This is a genomic window from Streptomyces sp. N35, assembly GCF_016464295.1.
Taxonomy (GTDB): Bacteria; Actinomycetota; Actinomycetes; order Streptomycetales; family Streptomycetaceae; genus Streptomyces.
This window is the reverse complement of record NZ_JAEIMH010000069.1, coordinates 17,701-32,519: the sequence shown is the minus strand read 5'-3', so window position 1 is coordinate 32,519 and position 14,819 is coordinate 17,701. Positions and strand designations below refer to the sequence as shown.

The 14,819-nt window shown below is 70.9% G+C and carries 10 protein-coding genes; 3 read left to right on the top strand and 7 right to left on the bottom strand.

The window, feature by feature from the left end; translation table 11 throughout:
- Window positions 1–74 precede the first annotated feature (74 nt).
- The 4 genes from JAO81_RS30780 to JAO81_RS30765 form a co-directional block, all read right to left on the bottom strand.
- Window positions 75–3,914, bottom strand: coding sequence for a multifunctional oxoglutarate decarboxylase/oxoglutarate dehydrogenase thiamine pyrophosphate-binding subunit/dihydrolipoyllysine-residue succinyltransferase subunit (locus tag JAO81_RS30780; RefSeq protein WP_199551236.1), 3,840 nt, complete (start codon window positions 3,912–3,914; stop codon window positions 75–77).
- Window positions 3,915–4,199: 285 nt separating this feature from the next.
- Window positions 4,200–5,276 (bottom strand): ATP-binding protein, encoded by a 1,077-nt coding sequence (locus JAO81_RS30775; RefSeq protein ID WP_199551257.1) that lies wholly within the window; start codon window positions 5,274–5,276, stop codon window positions 4,200–4,202.
- A 251-nt stretch (window positions 5,277–5,527) separates the two neighbouring features.
- On the bottom strand, window positions 5,528–6,265 hold the full coding sequence (locus JAO81_RS30770; RefSeq protein ID WP_199551235.1) for a response regulator transcription factor: 738 nt from the start codon (window positions 6,263–6,265) through the stop codon (window positions 5,528–5,530).
- A 139-nt stretch (window positions 6,266–6,404) separates the two neighbouring features.
- Complete coding sequence (locus JAO81_RS30765; protein WP_199551234.1) at window positions 6,405–7,124, bottom strand: spermidine synthase; 720 nt, start codon at window positions 7,122–7,124, stop codon at window positions 6,405–6,407.
- Window positions 7,125–7,241: 117 nt separating this feature from the next.
- On the opposite strand from JAO81_RS30765, the gene JAO81_RS30760 reads away from it, so the two are divergent.
- Window positions 7,242–8,360 (top strand): class I SAM-dependent methyltransferase, encoded by a 1,119-nt coding sequence (locus JAO81_RS30760; protein ID WP_199551233.1) that lies wholly within the window; start codon window positions 7,242–7,244, stop codon window positions 8,358–8,360.
- 77 nt (window positions 8,361–8,437) lie between these two features.
- Here JAO81_RS30760 and JAO81_RS30755 read toward each other — a convergent pair whose 3' ends face one another.
- From JAO81_RS30755 to JAO81_RS30745, 3 genes are all read right to left on the bottom strand, one after another.
- On the bottom strand, window positions 8,438–9,181 hold the full coding sequence (locus tag JAO81_RS30755) for a cyclopropane-fatty-acyl-phospholipid synthase family protein (RefSeq protein WP_199551232.1): 744 nt from the start codon (window positions 9,179–9,181) through the stop codon (window positions 8,438–8,440).
- 61 nt (window positions 9,182–9,242) lie between these two features.
- Window positions 9,243–9,920, bottom strand: coding sequence for a GNAT family N-acetyltransferase (locus JAO81_RS30750; RefSeq protein WP_199551231.1), 678 nt, complete (start codon window positions 9,918–9,920; stop codon window positions 9,243–9,245).
- A gap of 60 nt (window positions 9,921–9,980) precedes the next feature.
- Window positions 9,981–11,060: an AraC family transcriptional regulator gene (locus JAO81_RS30745; RefSeq protein ID WP_199551230.1), complete on the bottom strand. Its 1,080-nt coding sequence runs from the start codon at window positions 11,058–11,060 to the stop codon at window positions 9,981–9,983.
- Window positions 11,061–11,199: 139 nt separating this feature from the next.
- On the opposite strand from JAO81_RS30745, the gene JAO81_RS30740 reads away from it, so the two are divergent.
- A complete protein-coding gene (locus JAO81_RS30740) occupies window positions 11,200–12,180 on the top strand; it encodes an NADP-dependent oxidoreductase (RefSeq protein WP_233416148.1) in 981 nt (326 codons plus the stop codon).
- A gap of 117 nt (window positions 12,181–12,297) precedes the next feature.
- Window positions 12,298–14,700: an endopeptidase La gene (gene lon, locus JAO81_RS30735; RefSeq protein ID WP_199551229.1), complete on the top strand. Its 2,403-nt coding sequence runs from the start codon at window positions 12,298–12,300 to the stop codon at window positions 14,698–14,700.
- The last annotated feature ends 119 nt before the right edge of the window (window positions 14,701–14,819 follow it).

Genomic DNA, 14,819 nt, shown 5'->3' with positions numbered 1-14,819 from the left:
CCCCGGCGGCCGCAGCGGGGGCCCCCCCCCTCGGGGGAGGGGCCCCCCCCCTTCAGCCGTATGAGCTGTGGAGGCTACGCCTCGAACACCTCGGCCATCAGCTGCTCCTGCTCGGCCTGGTGACGCTTGGCCGAACCCACCGCCGGGGACGAGCCGTGCGGACGCGAGATGCGGCGCAGGCGCTCGTCGTGCGGGATGTCCGCGCCGACGGCCAGGTCCAGGTGGTCGATCAGGTTGAGCGCGATGAAGGGCCACGCACCCTGGTTCGCCGGCTCCTCCTGGGCCCAGATGTACTTCGCGGCGTTCGGGAACTTCGCGATCTCCGCCTGGAGTTCGGCACCCGGCAGCGGGTACAGACGCTCGATGCGGATGATCGCGGTGTCCGTGATGCCGCGCTTGGCGCGCTCGGCCTCGAGGTCGTAGTAGACCTTGCCCGCGCAGAAGACGACCTTGCGGACCGCCGCCGGGTCGACGTACGAGTCGCCGATGACCGGACGGAAGCCGCCCGTCGTGAACTCGTCCGCCTTGGACGCCGCGGCCTTCAGACGCAGCATCGACTTCGGCGTGAAGACGACCAGCGGCTTGTGGTGCGGGTTGTGGACCTGCCAGCGCAGCAGGTGGAAGTAGTTCGACGGGAGCGTCGGCATCGCGACCGTCATGTTGTCCTGGGCGCACATCTGCAGGAAGCGCTCCGGGCGGGCGGACGAGTGGTCCGGGCCCTGGCCCTCGTAGCCGTGCGGGAGCAGCAGCGTCACACCGGAGTGCTGGCCCCACTTCTGCTCGGCCGAGGAGATGAACTCGTCGACGACGGTCTGCGCGCCGTTGACGAAGTCACCGAACTGCGCCTCCCACATCACGAGCGCCTCGGGACGGGCGAGCGAGTAGCCGTACTCGAAGCCCATCGCCGCGTACTCGGAGAGCAGCGAGTCGTACACGTTGTAGCGCGCCTGGTCCTCGGAGAGGTACAGGAGAGGCGTGTAGTCCTCGCCGGTCTCGCGGTCGATGAGGACCGCGTGACGCTGGCCGAAGGTGCCACGGCGCGAGTCCTGGCCGGCGAGCCGGACCGGGACACCCTCCAGGAGGAGGGAGCCGATGGCCAGGGTCTCGCCCATGCCCCAGTCGATCGTGCCGTCCTCGACCATGGCCGCGCGGCGCTGCAGCTGGGGCAGCAGACGCGGGTGGACCGTGATCGTGTCGGGGATGTTGACCTGGGACTCGGCGATCCGCTTGACGACCTCCTGGGAGACCGCGGTGGTCAGCGTGACCGGGAACTCGGCCTCGGTGGCCGGGGCCTCGCTCGGCGCCGGGTGCGAGGTGGCCTCGCGGACCTCGGTGAAGACCTTCTCGAGCTGGCCCTGGTAGTCCTGAAGCGCCTGCTCGGCCTCTTCGAGCGTGATGTCGCCACGGCCGATGAGGGACTCGGTGTAGAGCTTGCGCACCGAGCGCTTCTTGTCGATCAGGTCGTACATCAGCGGCTGCGTGAACGCCGGGTTGTCCGACTCGTTGTGACCGCGGCGGCGGTAGCAGATGAGGTCGATGACGACGTCCTTGTTGAACGCCTGCCGGAACTCGAAGGCAAGGCGGGCAACGCGGACGACGGCCTCGGGGTCGTCGCCGTTCACGTGGAAGATCGGCGCCTCGATCATGCGCGCCACGTCGGTGGCGTACATCGAGGAGCGCGAGGACTCCGGGGCGGCGGTGAAGCCGACCTGGTTGTTGATGACGATGTGCACGGTGCCGCCGGTGCGGTAGCCGCGCAGCTGCGACATGTTGAGCGTCTCGGCGACCACACCCTGGCCGGCGAAGGCCGCGTCGCCGTGGATGGCGACGGGCAGGACCGTGAAGTCCGTGCCGCCCTTGTTGATGATGTCCTGCTTGGCGCGCGCGACGCCTTCGAGGACCGGGTCGACCGCTTCCAGGTGCGAGGGGTTCGCGACCAGGGAGACCTTGATCTGCTCGCCGTCGAGACCGGTGAAGGTGCCGCCGGCGCCCAGGTGGTACTTCACGTCACCGGAGCCGTGCATCGACTTCGGGTCGAGGTTGCCCTCGAACTCGCGGAAGATCTGCGCGTACGACTTGCCGACGATGTTGGCGAGGACGTTCAGGCGGCCGCGGTGGGCCATGCCGATGACGACCTCGTCCAGGCGGGACTCCGCGGCGCTGTCGATGACCGCGTCGAGCAGCGGGATGACGGACTCGCCGCCCTCCAGGGAGAAGCGCTTCTGGCCGACGTACTTCGTCTGCAGGAAGGTCTCGAAGGCCTCCGCGGCGTTGAGGCGACGCAGGATGCGCAGCTGCTCCTCGCGCTCCGGCTTGGAGTGCGGGCGCTCGATGCGGTCCTGCAGCCACTTGCGCTGCTTCGGGTCCTGGATGTGCATGAACTCCAGGCCGGTGGTGCGGCAGTAGGAGTCACGCAGCACGCCGAGGATGTCGCGCAGCTTCATCATCGACTTGCCGGCGAAGCCGCCGACCGCGAACTCGCGCTCCAGGTCCCACAGCGTGAGCCCGTGCTCGGTGATGTCCAGGTCGGGGTGCTTGCGCTGGCGGTACTCCAGCGGGTCCGTGTCGGCCATGACGTGGCCGCGCACCCGGTAGGAGTGGATCAGCTCGAAGACGCGCGCCGCCTTGGTGACGTCGTCGTCGTGCGAGGCGTCGATGTCCTTGAGCCAGCGGACCGGCTCGTAAGGAATACGCAGCGCCTTGAAGATCTCGTCGAAGAACTCGCCCTCGCCCAGGAGGTGGTTCGCGACGTTGCGCAGGAACTCGCCGGAGGCGGCGCCCTGGATCACGCGGTGGTCGTACGTCGAGGTGAGGGTCATCACCTTGGCGATGCCCAGCTTGTTCAGGGTGTCCTGCGAGGTGCCCTGGAACTCGGCCGGGTAGTCCATCGAGCCGACGCCCATGATCACGGACTGGCCGGACATCAGACGCGGCACCGAGTGGACGGTGCCGAGGCCGCCGGGGTTGGTCAGCGAGCAGGTGACGCCCGTGAAGTCCTCCATCGTCAGCTTGCCGTTGCGGGCACGGCGGACGATGTCCTCGTAGGCCTGCCAGAACTCGAAGAAGTTCAGCGTCTCGGCCTTCTTGATGCCCGCCACCACGAGCTGGCGGTCACCGTTCGGCTTCACCAGGTCGATGGCCAGACCGAAGTTGATGTGCTCCGGCTTGACCAGGGTCGGCTTGCCGTCCTTGACCGCGTAGTGCCAGTTCATCGACGGCATGGCCTTGATGGCCTGCACCATCGCGTACCCGATGAGGTGCGTGAAGGAGACCTTCCCGCCCCGGGCGCGCTTGAGGTGGTTGTTGATGACGATGCGGTTGTCGAAGAGCAGCTTCACCGGCACGGCGCGCACCGAGGTCGCGGTGGGCACCTCGAGGGAGGCGTCCATGTTCTTCGCCACGGCGGCGGCGGGACCGCGCAGGGTGATCAGCTCGGGACCCTCGCTCGCGGGGGCCTCCTGCTTGGCGGCCGGCTTCGCGGCGGGTGCGGGCTTGGCGGGCGCGGCAGCCTGGGCCGCGGGCTTCGCCTGGGCGGGAGCCGGGACCGGGGCCTGCGCCGCCGGAGCGGCAGCCTGCGCGGGTGCGGCCGGGGCCTGGGCCGGTGCGGCCGGAGCCTGCGCGGCGGGCGCCGAGGTGCCTGCGGGAGCGCTCGGAGCCGGAGCCGTGCTCACAGCCCCCGCGGCTGTGGCAGAGGCGGAGCTCTCCGTCTTGAGCGGGGCGGCGGCATTGCCGCCCGGCTTGTAGTCGGCGAAGAAGTCCCACCAGGCACGGTCTACCGAGTTCGGGTCCTGGAGGTACTGCTGATAGATCTCGTCGACGAGCCACTCATTGGGTCCGAACGCGGCGGCAGGGTTCTTCCCCTGCCCCGTTTGATCGGTCGTGGTGCTCGAGTTACTGGGGGACTGTGGCGACACGGCGGTAACCGCCCTCTTCCGCTTCACAAGGTGATGGACAGCGGGAATAAAGGCTACGCCTCCCGGGCCGAGAGGTGCAGACCGGGCGGGCCTTCCGTCACGTAAGTCACATCACAAGGCGTGTTTCGGGGCGGGAAATGGCGGGAAACAAGCGAGGTTCCGCTCCGTGCCGGGCAGCGGAAGCCCCGGCTGCGACCCCCACGGCTCGCACCCTTGACTGACAGCACAACGATCAGGCGAACCGGGTACCCGAAGTTCGAAGATCTTGCGCGCCCGTTTCGAACCCTACGTCAACTCCGCACGCGTCCGGTGCCCCGGAAGGCTGACCTGAATCCGGCAGCCCCGAGCGGATTCGGCCACGCCGATCCGGCCACCGTGCAGATCGACGGCCCAGCGCGCGATGGCCAGGCCCAGACCCGTACCGCCGTCGCTGGACTTCTTGTCGGCGTGGCTGCCGCGGTTGAACCGCTCGAAGACCCGGTGCCACTCGGAGCGCGGGATGCCGGGACCCTCGTCGAGCACCTCGAGCTCGAGCGAGTCCGGCGCCTCGCCGCGGCGGGCGCGGACCGTGACGCGGCCGTGCGGGGGCGAGTGCTTGACCGCGTTGTCGATCAGGTTGGCCACGACCTGGTGGAGGCGTTCGGCGTCCGCGTGCGCGGTCAGCTCGGGCGGTGTCACGTCCAGATGCAGGTGCACATCGGTACGGGTGTGCCGGCCGGAGCCCGACGGCATGCCGCGGCGCTGCGAGGCCACCATGTTGGCCTCCTTCAGGACGCCGGAGAGATACGGCCACACCTCGAAGCGCCGGGCGTGCAGCTGGTCCACGCCGTGGTCGAGGCGCGAGAGGTCGAGCAGGGTCTCGACGAGCCGGCCGAGCCGCTCGGTCTGCTTGAGCGCGGTCCGCATGGTCTCGGGGTCGGCGGCCGAGACGCCGTCGACCACGTTCTCCAGGACGGCGCGCAGCGCGGCGATCGGGGTGCGCAGCTCGTGCGAGACGTTGGCCACGAGCTCCTTGCGGTGCTGGTCCTGGGCTTCCAGGTCGTCGGCCATGCGGTTGATCGTCTGGGCGAGGTCGCCGAGCTCGTCACGGCGGTCGGCGCCGACGACGCGGCGGGTGTAGTCGCCGTGCGAGATGGAGCGGGCGACCGTCGTCATCTCGTCCAGGGGCGCGGTCAGCGAGTGCGCCACGAACTGGGTGATCAGGAGGGTCGCGATCACCGAGAAGACCGTGATGAAGCGCAGCTCCGTCTTGGTCTGTATGGCGATCATCAGCAGGCCGGTGGTGATCAGCACGGAGATCACCACGAGCGTGCCGAGCTTGGTCTTGATGGAGTACGGCCGCAGATCCTGCAGCAGGGCCATCAGGCGGGTCAGCAGCCGCCCCTCGCGGGCGTGCCCGGTGGCCGCGGCGCGGCGGTGCACGGACTCGGCCCTGCGCTCGAGCCGTTCGGCCCGCAGACCCAGCGTCTCGGAGCGGCGGCGCCGGGCGCCGGACCACCACAGGAGCAGGTGTGACCACCACAACAGGGCGGTCGCCCACGGGCGCTTCATGACGCCTCTCCAGAGGTCGCGTGCGTACGAGCCGCTCGTGTCGCGGGAGTCGGCCGCGCCGCTCATGGCGTCGGCGTCTCCAGCGCGTACCCGACCCCGTGCACCGTACGGATCCGCTCGGCGCCGATCTTGCGGCGCAGCGCCTTGATGTGGCTGTCGACGGTCCGGGTGCCGGAGGCGTCCGCCCAGTCCCACACCTCGGCGAGCAGCTGCTCACGCGAGAGCACGGCGCGCGGGGTGTTCGCCAGGCAGACCAGGAGATCGAACTCGGTCGGCGTGAGATGCACGTCCTCGCTGCGCACGCGGACGCGGCGCTGAGCGTGGTCGATCTCCAGCTCCCCGAGCCGGAGTATCCCGGAGCGCGGGGTGGTCGCGGCGAGCGCGGCCCGCTCGACGCGGCGCAGCAGCACGTGCACGCGCGCCGCCAACTCCCGCATGGAGAACGGCTTCGTCATGTAGTCGTCCGCGCCGACCCCGAGCCCGACCAGCATGTCGGTCTCGTCGTCACGCGCGGTCAGCATCAGCACCGGCACCGGCCGCGACGCCTGGACGCGGCGGCAGACCTCGAGGCCGTCGAAGCCCGGCAGCATGATGTCGAGGATCAGCAGATCGGGCTGCCAGGCCTCGGCGGTGTCGACCGCCGCAGGACCGTCCGACGCCGTCTGCACTAGGAAACCCTCGGCACGCAGCCGTGCGCCGATCGCGTCGACGATCGTGGCGTCGTCCTCGACCACCAGGACCCGTCGCTGGGCGCCCGGCGTGGCAGCCGTGCCGTTGTGGGAGGTGTGTGTCTGCTCCATGGCCCGCCCCTGGGATACGCCTTCGTTGTCCGTCGCTGCTCCGACGCGTGAGCTTTGCGCAGAACCCGTGACTCCGGTGTTCCTCGCGCAAAGATCCGCGTTGTCGGTCAGCAGCGTACGGGCAGTTACACCACCTCGGCTATGCGGCCCTGATGGCGAGATGGACCACGTCCGGGACGCCGCGGACAACGGGGATCTCTTCCGTACGTACGTTGCTGAATCCGGCATTCCGCAACGACTCTTCGAAATCAGCGGACGGCTGGGCCGACCAAATGGCAAGAATCCCACCGGAGTTGAGCATCTCGCGGCAGGCTTCGAGCCCTCGCGGAGAGTAAAGGGAGTGGTTTCCCTCGGTAACCGTCCAGTCCGGGCCGTTGTCGATGTCGAGACAGAGTGCGTCGTATCTCTCATTGCCGCCGTGGATGTACGCGACGAGGTCGGCCCGCACGATCCGGGTGCGCTCGTCGTCGAGGGCTTCGCCCGAAATATCCCTCAACGCCCCATTGATATGCCAGTCGATGATGGCCTCTTCCCGCTCGACCACATCGATCCGGCCCCAGCGCTGGTCGGCGGCGGCATGCACGAGCGAGAAACCGACACCGAGTCCGCCGATCAGCACACTGGGCTCGCTGCGGTCCGCGGGGAGCGCGTCCCGCGCGGCATCGACGAGCAGCCGCTCGGAGCGCCCGTCGGAGGTGTCCATCAGGAACACCCCGTTCGCGATGATCTGCAGCAGACCGCCGTGCCGCCGCAGCACCACCTCGCCGTACGGCCCGTCACGACGGTCGAGCACGACGGGCTCTTCGCTGGGTGCGGGGTTGGGTGCGGTCCGGTCGGGATTTTCGTACGTGGCGCACATGGGGCCATTCTCTTGCATGCGCCCTTGTGGCGGGGCGGTACGGGGTGTGCACGGCGGCGCCGCCCGCCGCCAGCAAATATCCTGACCTCACCCCACCCGCCGACCCGAAAGGCCCCCGTGTCCATCAGCTGGACCCTGGACGACGGCGAGGTGCGCTCCGCCCGTTGGATCTCGGACGGCGGTACGCCCGCGCCGCGTCGTGTCGTCACCGCCGACAGCCGGATCGGTGTGGCCGCCGCGTATCGCCATATCTGTGAAGGCACCGCGCTGCTGTGGACCGGCGACTACCCGTCGGCGCGGCAGCTGCTCGCCTCGCTCGGCAAGCGGGCCGAGCCGCGCAGGCAGCCCAAGGCGGACACGCTCACCGAGGCGTTCCATCTCCAGCGCCGCGAACAGGCCCGCCGCACCCGCATCCTGAGCCTGCTGCTCGTGCCCTACGAGGACGGCTGGACGATTCCGCTCAAGCGCGCGCCCGAGGTCGCCGAGGCCTGTGAGCAGGCGTACGGGGAGTTCGGGGACGGCCTTGCGGCCGGCTCGCTGCGGGAGCTGCTCGGTGTCGTCGGGGCGTATGAATGGCGCCGCAAGGGGGTGGAGATCCCGGTGCTCGGCGGGGACCGGATCCATCCGCACTACGGGGTGTTCTCGCCGGTCCGTGGCGAGTACCTGGACCTGGCCGCCGATGCCCGGCTCCGGGCGCCGCGCGTGGCGTTCGACATCGGCACGGGCACGGGCGTGCTCGCGGCGCTGCTCGCCCGGCGCGGCGTGGGCCGGGTCGTCGCCACCGACCTGGACCCGCGCGCGGTGGCCTGCGCCCGCGAGAACGCGGACCGGCTCGGCGTCGGCGCCCAAGTCGACGTACAGCAGGCCGACTTGTTCCCCGAGGGCCGCGCCGACCTGATCGTCTGCAATCCGCCCTGGCTCCCGGCCCGGCCCCGGACCCGTCTCGACCATGCGGTGTACGACCCGGACAGCAGCTTCCTGCGCCGCTTCCTCGCCGGACTCCCGGACCATCTCGCACCCGGCGGCGAGGCCTGGCTGCTCATCTCCGACCTGGGTGAACGCCTCGGTCTGCGCGGCGAGTCGGAGCTCGCCGACGCGACCGAGGCGGCCGGTCTCGAAGTGACCGGCCGCGAGACGACCACGCCTCGCCACGGACGTGCGAACGATCGCGACGATCCGCTGTACGAGGCGCGGTCGAAGGAGATCACCTCGCTGTGGAGGCTGGCCACGCGCTAGGAGCGAGGCTCCGAGCTGCTCGGCCAGCCAGGTACGACGTTCCGAGTCGTTCGGCCCGCCAGGAGCGACGCTCCGGGCTATTCGGCCCGCCGCAGCACCATCGTCACGAACCCGAGGGTTCCGCGGTAACCCCGCAGCCACTCGGTGCGGTGCTGCACGGCCGCCGCGGCGGCCTCCTTCGCGTCCGGGTCCTCGGGGTGGTCGAGGGCCCAGCGGGCCAGGGTCCCGGTCCAGGACCACTCGTAGTCGTCCCATTCGGCGAGCGTGCTGACATGGGCGTACGCGGGGACCCAGCCGGCCTCCGTGACGCGGTCCACGGTGGTGGCGAGATCGGCGAACTCATCCGCGGAGAAACCCACTTCGAGGGTCGCCGCACCGGGCTCGCGCTCCCAGAAGCCGTCCCCGATCAGCACGCTGCCGCCCTCGGCCAGCTTCTGTCCCGCGGCTTCGAGGGTGGGCAGCAGACCGCCGAAGGCGTGGGTCGCGCCGACACACATGACCAGGTCGTACGGCTCGGGCGCGCTGAACCCGGCCGCGTCCGCCAGATGGAGATCGACCCGCCCGCTCAGGCCGGCCTCCTCGACCCAGGACCAGCCGCGCGTGAGGGCGGCCTCGCTCACGTCGACGCCGTCGCCCCGTACCCCGGGCCGTCCGCTCGCCGCCCGTACGAGCCAGGCGGCCTCTCCGCAGCCGAGGTCGAGCACCCGCTCGTCGCCGCGCGGCAGGGCGCGCGTGAGCAGACGGTCGACGGAAGTGTCGTGCAGGGGTGCCGCGATGGGGTGGTCGCCGTGGGCGATTGCGCTGATCTTCTGCCGGTCCATGGGACGGCATCCTGCCCCGGCGCGCGCGCCGCGTCGACGCGTTTACCTGATGTCGAGACGTTTACGTGATCTTGTCCGGGCCGGTGCCCACGAACTTCGCGTTCGTCAGCGGCGCCACGGTCCGCCAGCCCACCGCCTCGTACAGCAGACGGCCCTGCGGCGTGCACGCGAGGACGGCGCGTGTGGAGCCCTCGGCGAGGGCCGCCGCGTGCAGGGCGTGCATGACGAGCCGGCCGAGCCCGCGGCGCTGGTGCTCCTCGGCCGTCTCGATCTGGTCGGCCACCGCGCACGCCCCCACCGGCGCGATCTGCCCGCGCGCGGCGAAGGAGCCGTCGGTGTCGGTGAGCAGGACGCGGGCGACGCCGCCGCGGGTCCAGGTGTGCAGCACGTATCCGTCCGGAACCTCGGGCAGGGGCGCGGACTTGAGCTCCGTGACCATCAGGTAGTCGCCCGCACCGTACGGCTCCCAGCCCGGCGCGAGCCACGGGAGCACGCGCTGCGGGTCGGCGAAGACCTTGAGATGCCAGTCCAGGCCGCGTGACGCCTCGGTGACCTTGCGGACGTCGGCTTCGAGCACGTCGTCGTTGGTGGCGGCCAGGACATGGCGGCCGGCGGTCTTGAGCAGGCCGCCGTGGACCGTGTAGCCCCACGGCTCCCGGATCGGCGGCGCGGCACCCCGCGAGACGACCCACCCGTCCACCCATTCCCGCACGTTGACGTCCTCGTTCGTGCGCTCCATGAGCCCTCCCCGCTCTCCGTGCCCCAGCTTGATGTAATGGCTGAAGCTATGGATTGCATATTACGTAGGTGGGGTGGGGTGATGGTCGCCCGGGGTGATTCTTTGCCGCATCGTGATCGTCGGTGCGGGTGCGGGTGCGGGTGCGGGTGCGGGTGCGGAGGCGGGTACGGGGGCGGGTACGGAAGCCGGCATGGGCGCGGCGGGGTCCGGAGCGCGCCGGTACCGGCCGGGAGGCAGGCCGTACGTCCGCTTGAAGGCCGCGGCGAACGCGAACTCCGAGGCGTAACCCACCTGCGAGGCAAGGGACTTCAGAGGAGCGTCGGTGGTCTGCAGGAGCCGCGCCGCGAGGGTCATCCGCCACCAGGTGAGATACGCCAGCGGCGGCTGCCCGGTCAGCGCCGCGAAACGACGGGCGAACGGCGCCCGCGAGAGCCCGGCACGCCCGGCGAGCGAGGCCACGGTCCAAGGATCGCCGGGTGCGTCGTGGATCGCGTCGAGGGCGGCGGTGATCTGCGGGTCGTTGAGCGCGGCGGCCCAGCCGGCGGGGCCCCCGTGAGGGGGTTGCTCGGCGAACCAGATGCGCAGGATGTACAGGAGCAGCGTCTCCAGGAGCGCGGGCACCGCCGCGTCGCTGCCGAGGCGCGGGCGGCCGAGCTCGGACGCCAGCAGCTCGACGGCTGAACGCAGTTCGCTCCCGCGCCCGTCGTCGGCCGGCAGATGGATCCGCTCGGGCAGGCCGAGCAGCAGTGGGTGGGTGCGCCGAGGGTCCAGCTGGTAGGTCCCGCAGAGGATGACGGTGGCCGGGCCGCTGCCTCCGGTCGGGTCGACACGGTCGAAGGCGTACGGGGCGGAGTGGCGCGGGTCGTCCGGCGCGCAGGCGGGCGCGGGCAACGGGGTGTCGAGGCTGTCGGCCAGGGTGTGGCCGCTGCCGTGAGGCATCAATAGCACGTCACCGGCGGCGAGTCGGACCGGTTCCCCGTCGGGTGGCAGCAGCAGACAGGAGCCCTCGAGCACGATCTGGAACCCGGCCGAACCGGGCACGGACGCGAACTCCTGGGCCCAGGGGGCGTGCCAGCGCACATGGGCCGCGCGCGGGCGGCCGGTCCGGAGCACGGCCAGCACATCACTGAGTACGTCCACGTGGGGAGCGTACGGGTGGGTGAGGGGCTGCGGGGCGGGGGAGGCGCCGAGGGGTGTGGAGCGGACGCGAGACGTACGCATATGAATGAGGCACTCGTACGCATGGATCGTCTCCATGCCGGGCCCTAACTTCAGAGCCATGACGATCAAGAGCGCACACCCGACGGCATCGATCAAGAGCGCACACCCGACGACGATGAAGGCCGCCCGCATCCACGAGTTCGGAGACCCTTCGGTGATCCGCCACGAGGACGCTCCGCGCCCCCGGCCGGCCGCCGGTGAGGTGCTGGTCCGGGTCGCCGCGACCTCGTTCAACCCGACCGAAGCGGCCCTGCGGCAGGGGCTGTTGCAGGGATTCCTGCCGGTGGAACTGCCGTACGTCCCGGGCTGGGATGTCGCGGGCACGGTCACCGAACTCGGCCCGGACGTCACTGGCTTGGCCGTCGGCGACCGGGTGCTCGGACGCGTGGACGGCGGGGGAGGGGCCGCCGGGTACGTACGCGCTCCGGCTGCCTCGCTCGTTCCGGCGCCGGTCTCGATTCCGCTCCCGCAGGCCGCCGCCCTGCCCGTCGCGGGGCTCACCGCATGGCAGGCGGTGTTCGAGCACGGGAAGGTCTCGGCCGGTCAGCGCGTTCTGGTCAACGGAGCGGGAGGAGGTGTCGGAGGTCTTGTCACACAACTGGCCAGGCACGCCGGAGCTCACGTGGTCGCCACGGCAGGTCCGCGCAGCGCCGATGCGGTGCGGCGGCAGGGGGCGGACGAGGTGATCGACTACACGGTCACGCCGGTGGCCGAGGCGCTCGACGGTCAGGTGGACACCCTCCTCAACCTGGTCCCGCTCGGCCCGCAGGACGCCGCGGCCCTCGTGCCGCTGGTGCGGCCGGGCGGCCGGCTCGTCTCGATCGCCACCCCGATCGAAGCGGGCCCGGAGGTGGTCGCCCTGCACATGGTCGCCCGTAACGACCCCGCGGACCTGGCGGCCCTCGTCGCCCTGGTCGACGCGGGCGCGGTCGCCGTGGACATCAGCGGTACGTACCCGCTGTCCCGCCTCGCGGAGGTCCACCACCTCGGCGAGACGGGCCGCATCCGCGGAAAGGTCCTGGTCATCCCGGGTTCCTGAGGTCGGCCGTCCAGGACCTTCCGCGTGATCGCTCACAGCGAACGCCCTGTGGGGAACATTGAGCGGCGCACAAGCATTGAGTCGGCATAGCTCAACTTGAATGCCGAAGGGGAGATCATGGCTTCGACGTCCGCACCGCTCACTCTGCCCGTCCTGCCGCTCGACGACGAGGTCGTCCTGCCCGGCATGGTCGTCCCGCTCGACCTCAACGATCCGGAAGCACGCGCCGCGGTGGAGGCCGCACAGGCCGCCGCACGCGGACAGACCGGTAAGCCACGTGTGCTCCTCGTGCCGCGTATCGACGGCACGTACGCCGGTATCGGCGTGCTCGGCACCGTCGAGCAGGTCGGCCGGCTCGCCGACGGCGACCCCGGCGCCCTGATCCGGGCGCGGCACAGGGTGCAGATCGGCGCCGGGACGACCGGACCGGGTGCGGCTCTGTGGGTCGAGGGCACCCAGGTCGACGACAGCGACCCCGCCCCGCTGCCGGGCGCGGTCACCGAACTGGTCAAGGAGTACAAGGCCCTTGCCACCAGCTGGCTGCGCAAGCGCGGCGCCTGGCAGGTCGTCGACCGCGTCCAGCAGATCGACGACGTGGGCGCGCTCGCCGACAACTCCGGCTACTCGCCGTTCCTGTCCACCGCCCAGAAGGTCGAACTCCTGGAGACCACCGACCCGGTGGCCCGCCTCAAGCTCGCCGTCCAGTGGCTCAGCGAGCACCTCGCCGAGCAGGACGTCGCCGAGTCCATCGCCAAGGACGTCCAGGAGGGCGTCGACAAGCAGCAGCGCGAGTTCCTCCTGCGCCGCCAGCTCGAAGCCGTACGCAAGGAGCTGCGCGAGATCAACGGCGAGAGCGAGGGTGAGGAGTCGGACGACTACCGGGCCCGCGTCGAGGCCGCAGACCTGCCCGAGAAGGTGCGGGAGGCCGCGCTCAAGGAGGTCGACAAGCTGGAGCGGTCCAGCGACCAGTCCCCCGAGGGCAGTTGGATCCGCACCTGGCTCGACACGGTCCTGGAGCTCCCCTGGAGCGAGCGGACCGAGGACGCGTACGACATCCAGGGCGCCAAGGCCGTGCTCGACGCCGAGCACGCGGGCCTGGACGACGTGAAGGAGCGGATCACCGAATACCTGGCGGTGCGAAAGCGGCGCAGCGACCGGGGCCTGGGCGTGGTCGGCGGGCGGCGCGGAGGCGCCGTTCTCGCGCTCGTCGGCCCGCCCGGCGTCGGCAAGACCAGCCTCGGTGAGTCCGTCGCGCACGCGATGGGGCGCAAGTTCGTGCGGGTCGCGCTCGGCGGCGTACGGGATGAGGCGGAGATCCGCGGTCACCGCCGTACGTACGTGGGCGCGCTGCCCGGCCGGATCGTGCGCGCCATCAAGGAGGCCGGGTCCATGAACCCGGTCGTCCTCCTCGACGAGATCGACAAGGTGGGCTCCGACTTCCGCGGCGACCCCGCGGCGGCGCTCCTCGAAGTCCTCGACCCGGCGCAGAACCACACCTTCCGCGACCACTACCTGGAGGTCGAACTCGACCTGAGCGACGTGGTGTTCCTCGCCACGGCCAACGTCCTCGAAGCGATCCCCGAGGCGCTGCTCGACCGTATGGACCTGGTACGGCTCGACGGCTACACCGAGGACGAGAAGGTCGTCATCGCCCGCGACCACCTGCTGCCGAGGCAGCTGGAGCGCTCGGGGCTCAACGGCGACGAGGTCACGGTCGAGGAGGACGCGCTGCGCAAGCTGGCCGGCGAGTACACCCGCGAGGCCGGCGTCCGCAACCTGGAGCGTGCCATCACCCGGGTGCTCCGCAAGGTCGCGGCGCAGCACGAACTCGGCGACCGCGAGCTGCCGTTCACCGTCGGCGCGAACGATCTGCGCGATCTGATCGGCCGTCCGCACCACGTGCCGGAGTCCGCCCAGGACCCGGCCGAGCGGCGCACCGCGGTGCCGGGTGTGGCGACCGGGCTCGCGGTCACGGGCGCGGGCGGGGACGTCCTCTTCGTCGAGGCCTCGCTGGCCGACCCGGAGACGGGCGCGGCCGGACTGACCCTGACCGGTCAGCTCGGCGACGTGATGAAGGAATCGGCCCAGATCGCCCTGAGCTTCCTGCGCTCGCACGGCGCGGAACTGGAGCTTCCTGTGGCCGACTTGAAGGACCGCGGGGTGCACATCCACTTCCCCGCGGGCGCGGTCCCGAAGGACGGTCCGAGCGCCGGTATCACCATGACGACCGCGCTCGCCTCGCTGCTGTCCGGGCGCCTGGTCCGTACGGATGTGGCGATGACCGGCGAGGTCTCGCTGACCGGGCGGGTCCTGCCCATCGGCGGCGTGAAGCAGAAGCTGCTCGCGGCGCACCGGGCGGGTGTCACCACGGTGATCATCCCGAAGCGCAACGAGGCCGATCTGGACGACGTACCGGCCGAGGTGCTGGCCAAGCTGGACGTCCACCCGGTGACGGATGTCCGCCAGGTCCTGGAGCTGGCCCTGACGCCGGCGGCGGTGAAGGTTCCCGTGGCGGCGTGACGCTGGGTGCGACGAATAGGAGCACCCAGAACCCCCGGAGCGAGAGCTCCCGGGGGGTCTGCCGGATGAGGCGGGGGGGGGCGGGCCCCCCCGGGGGGGGGGGGGGGGGGCGGGGCGGG

What these genes read in the sequence shown, in the direction of transcription:
- JAO81_RS30775 (WP_199551257.1), bottom strand. Translation starts at nt 5,276, where the DNA reads ATGGCCCTGCTGCAGGATCTGCGGCCGTACTCCATCAAGACCAAGCTC.
- JAO81_RS30770 (WP_199551235.1), bottom strand. Translation starts at nt 6,265, where the DNA reads ATGGAGCAGACACACACCTCCCACAACGGCACGGCTGCCACGCCGGGC.
- JAO81_RS30765 (WP_199551234.1), bottom strand. Translation starts at nt 7,124, where the DNA reads ATGTGCGCCACGTACGAAAATCCCGACCGGACCGCACCCAACCCCGCA.
- JAO81_RS30755 (WP_199551232.1), bottom strand. Translation starts at nt 9,181, where the DNA reads ATGGACCGGCAGAAGATCAGCGCAATCGCCCACGGCGACCACCCCATC.
- JAO81_RS30750 (WP_199551231.1), bottom strand. Translation starts at nt 9,920, where the DNA reads ATGGAGCGCACGAACGAGGACGTCAACGTGCGGGAATGGGTGGACGGG.
- JAO81_RS30740 (WP_233416148.1), top strand. Translation starts at nt 11,200, where the DNA reads ATGACGATCAAGAGCGCACACCCGACGGCATCGATCAAGAGCGCACAC.
- lon (WP_199551229.1), top strand. Translation starts at nt 12,298, where the DNA reads ATGGCTTCGACGTCCGCACCGCTCACTCTGCCCGTCCTGCCGCTCGAC.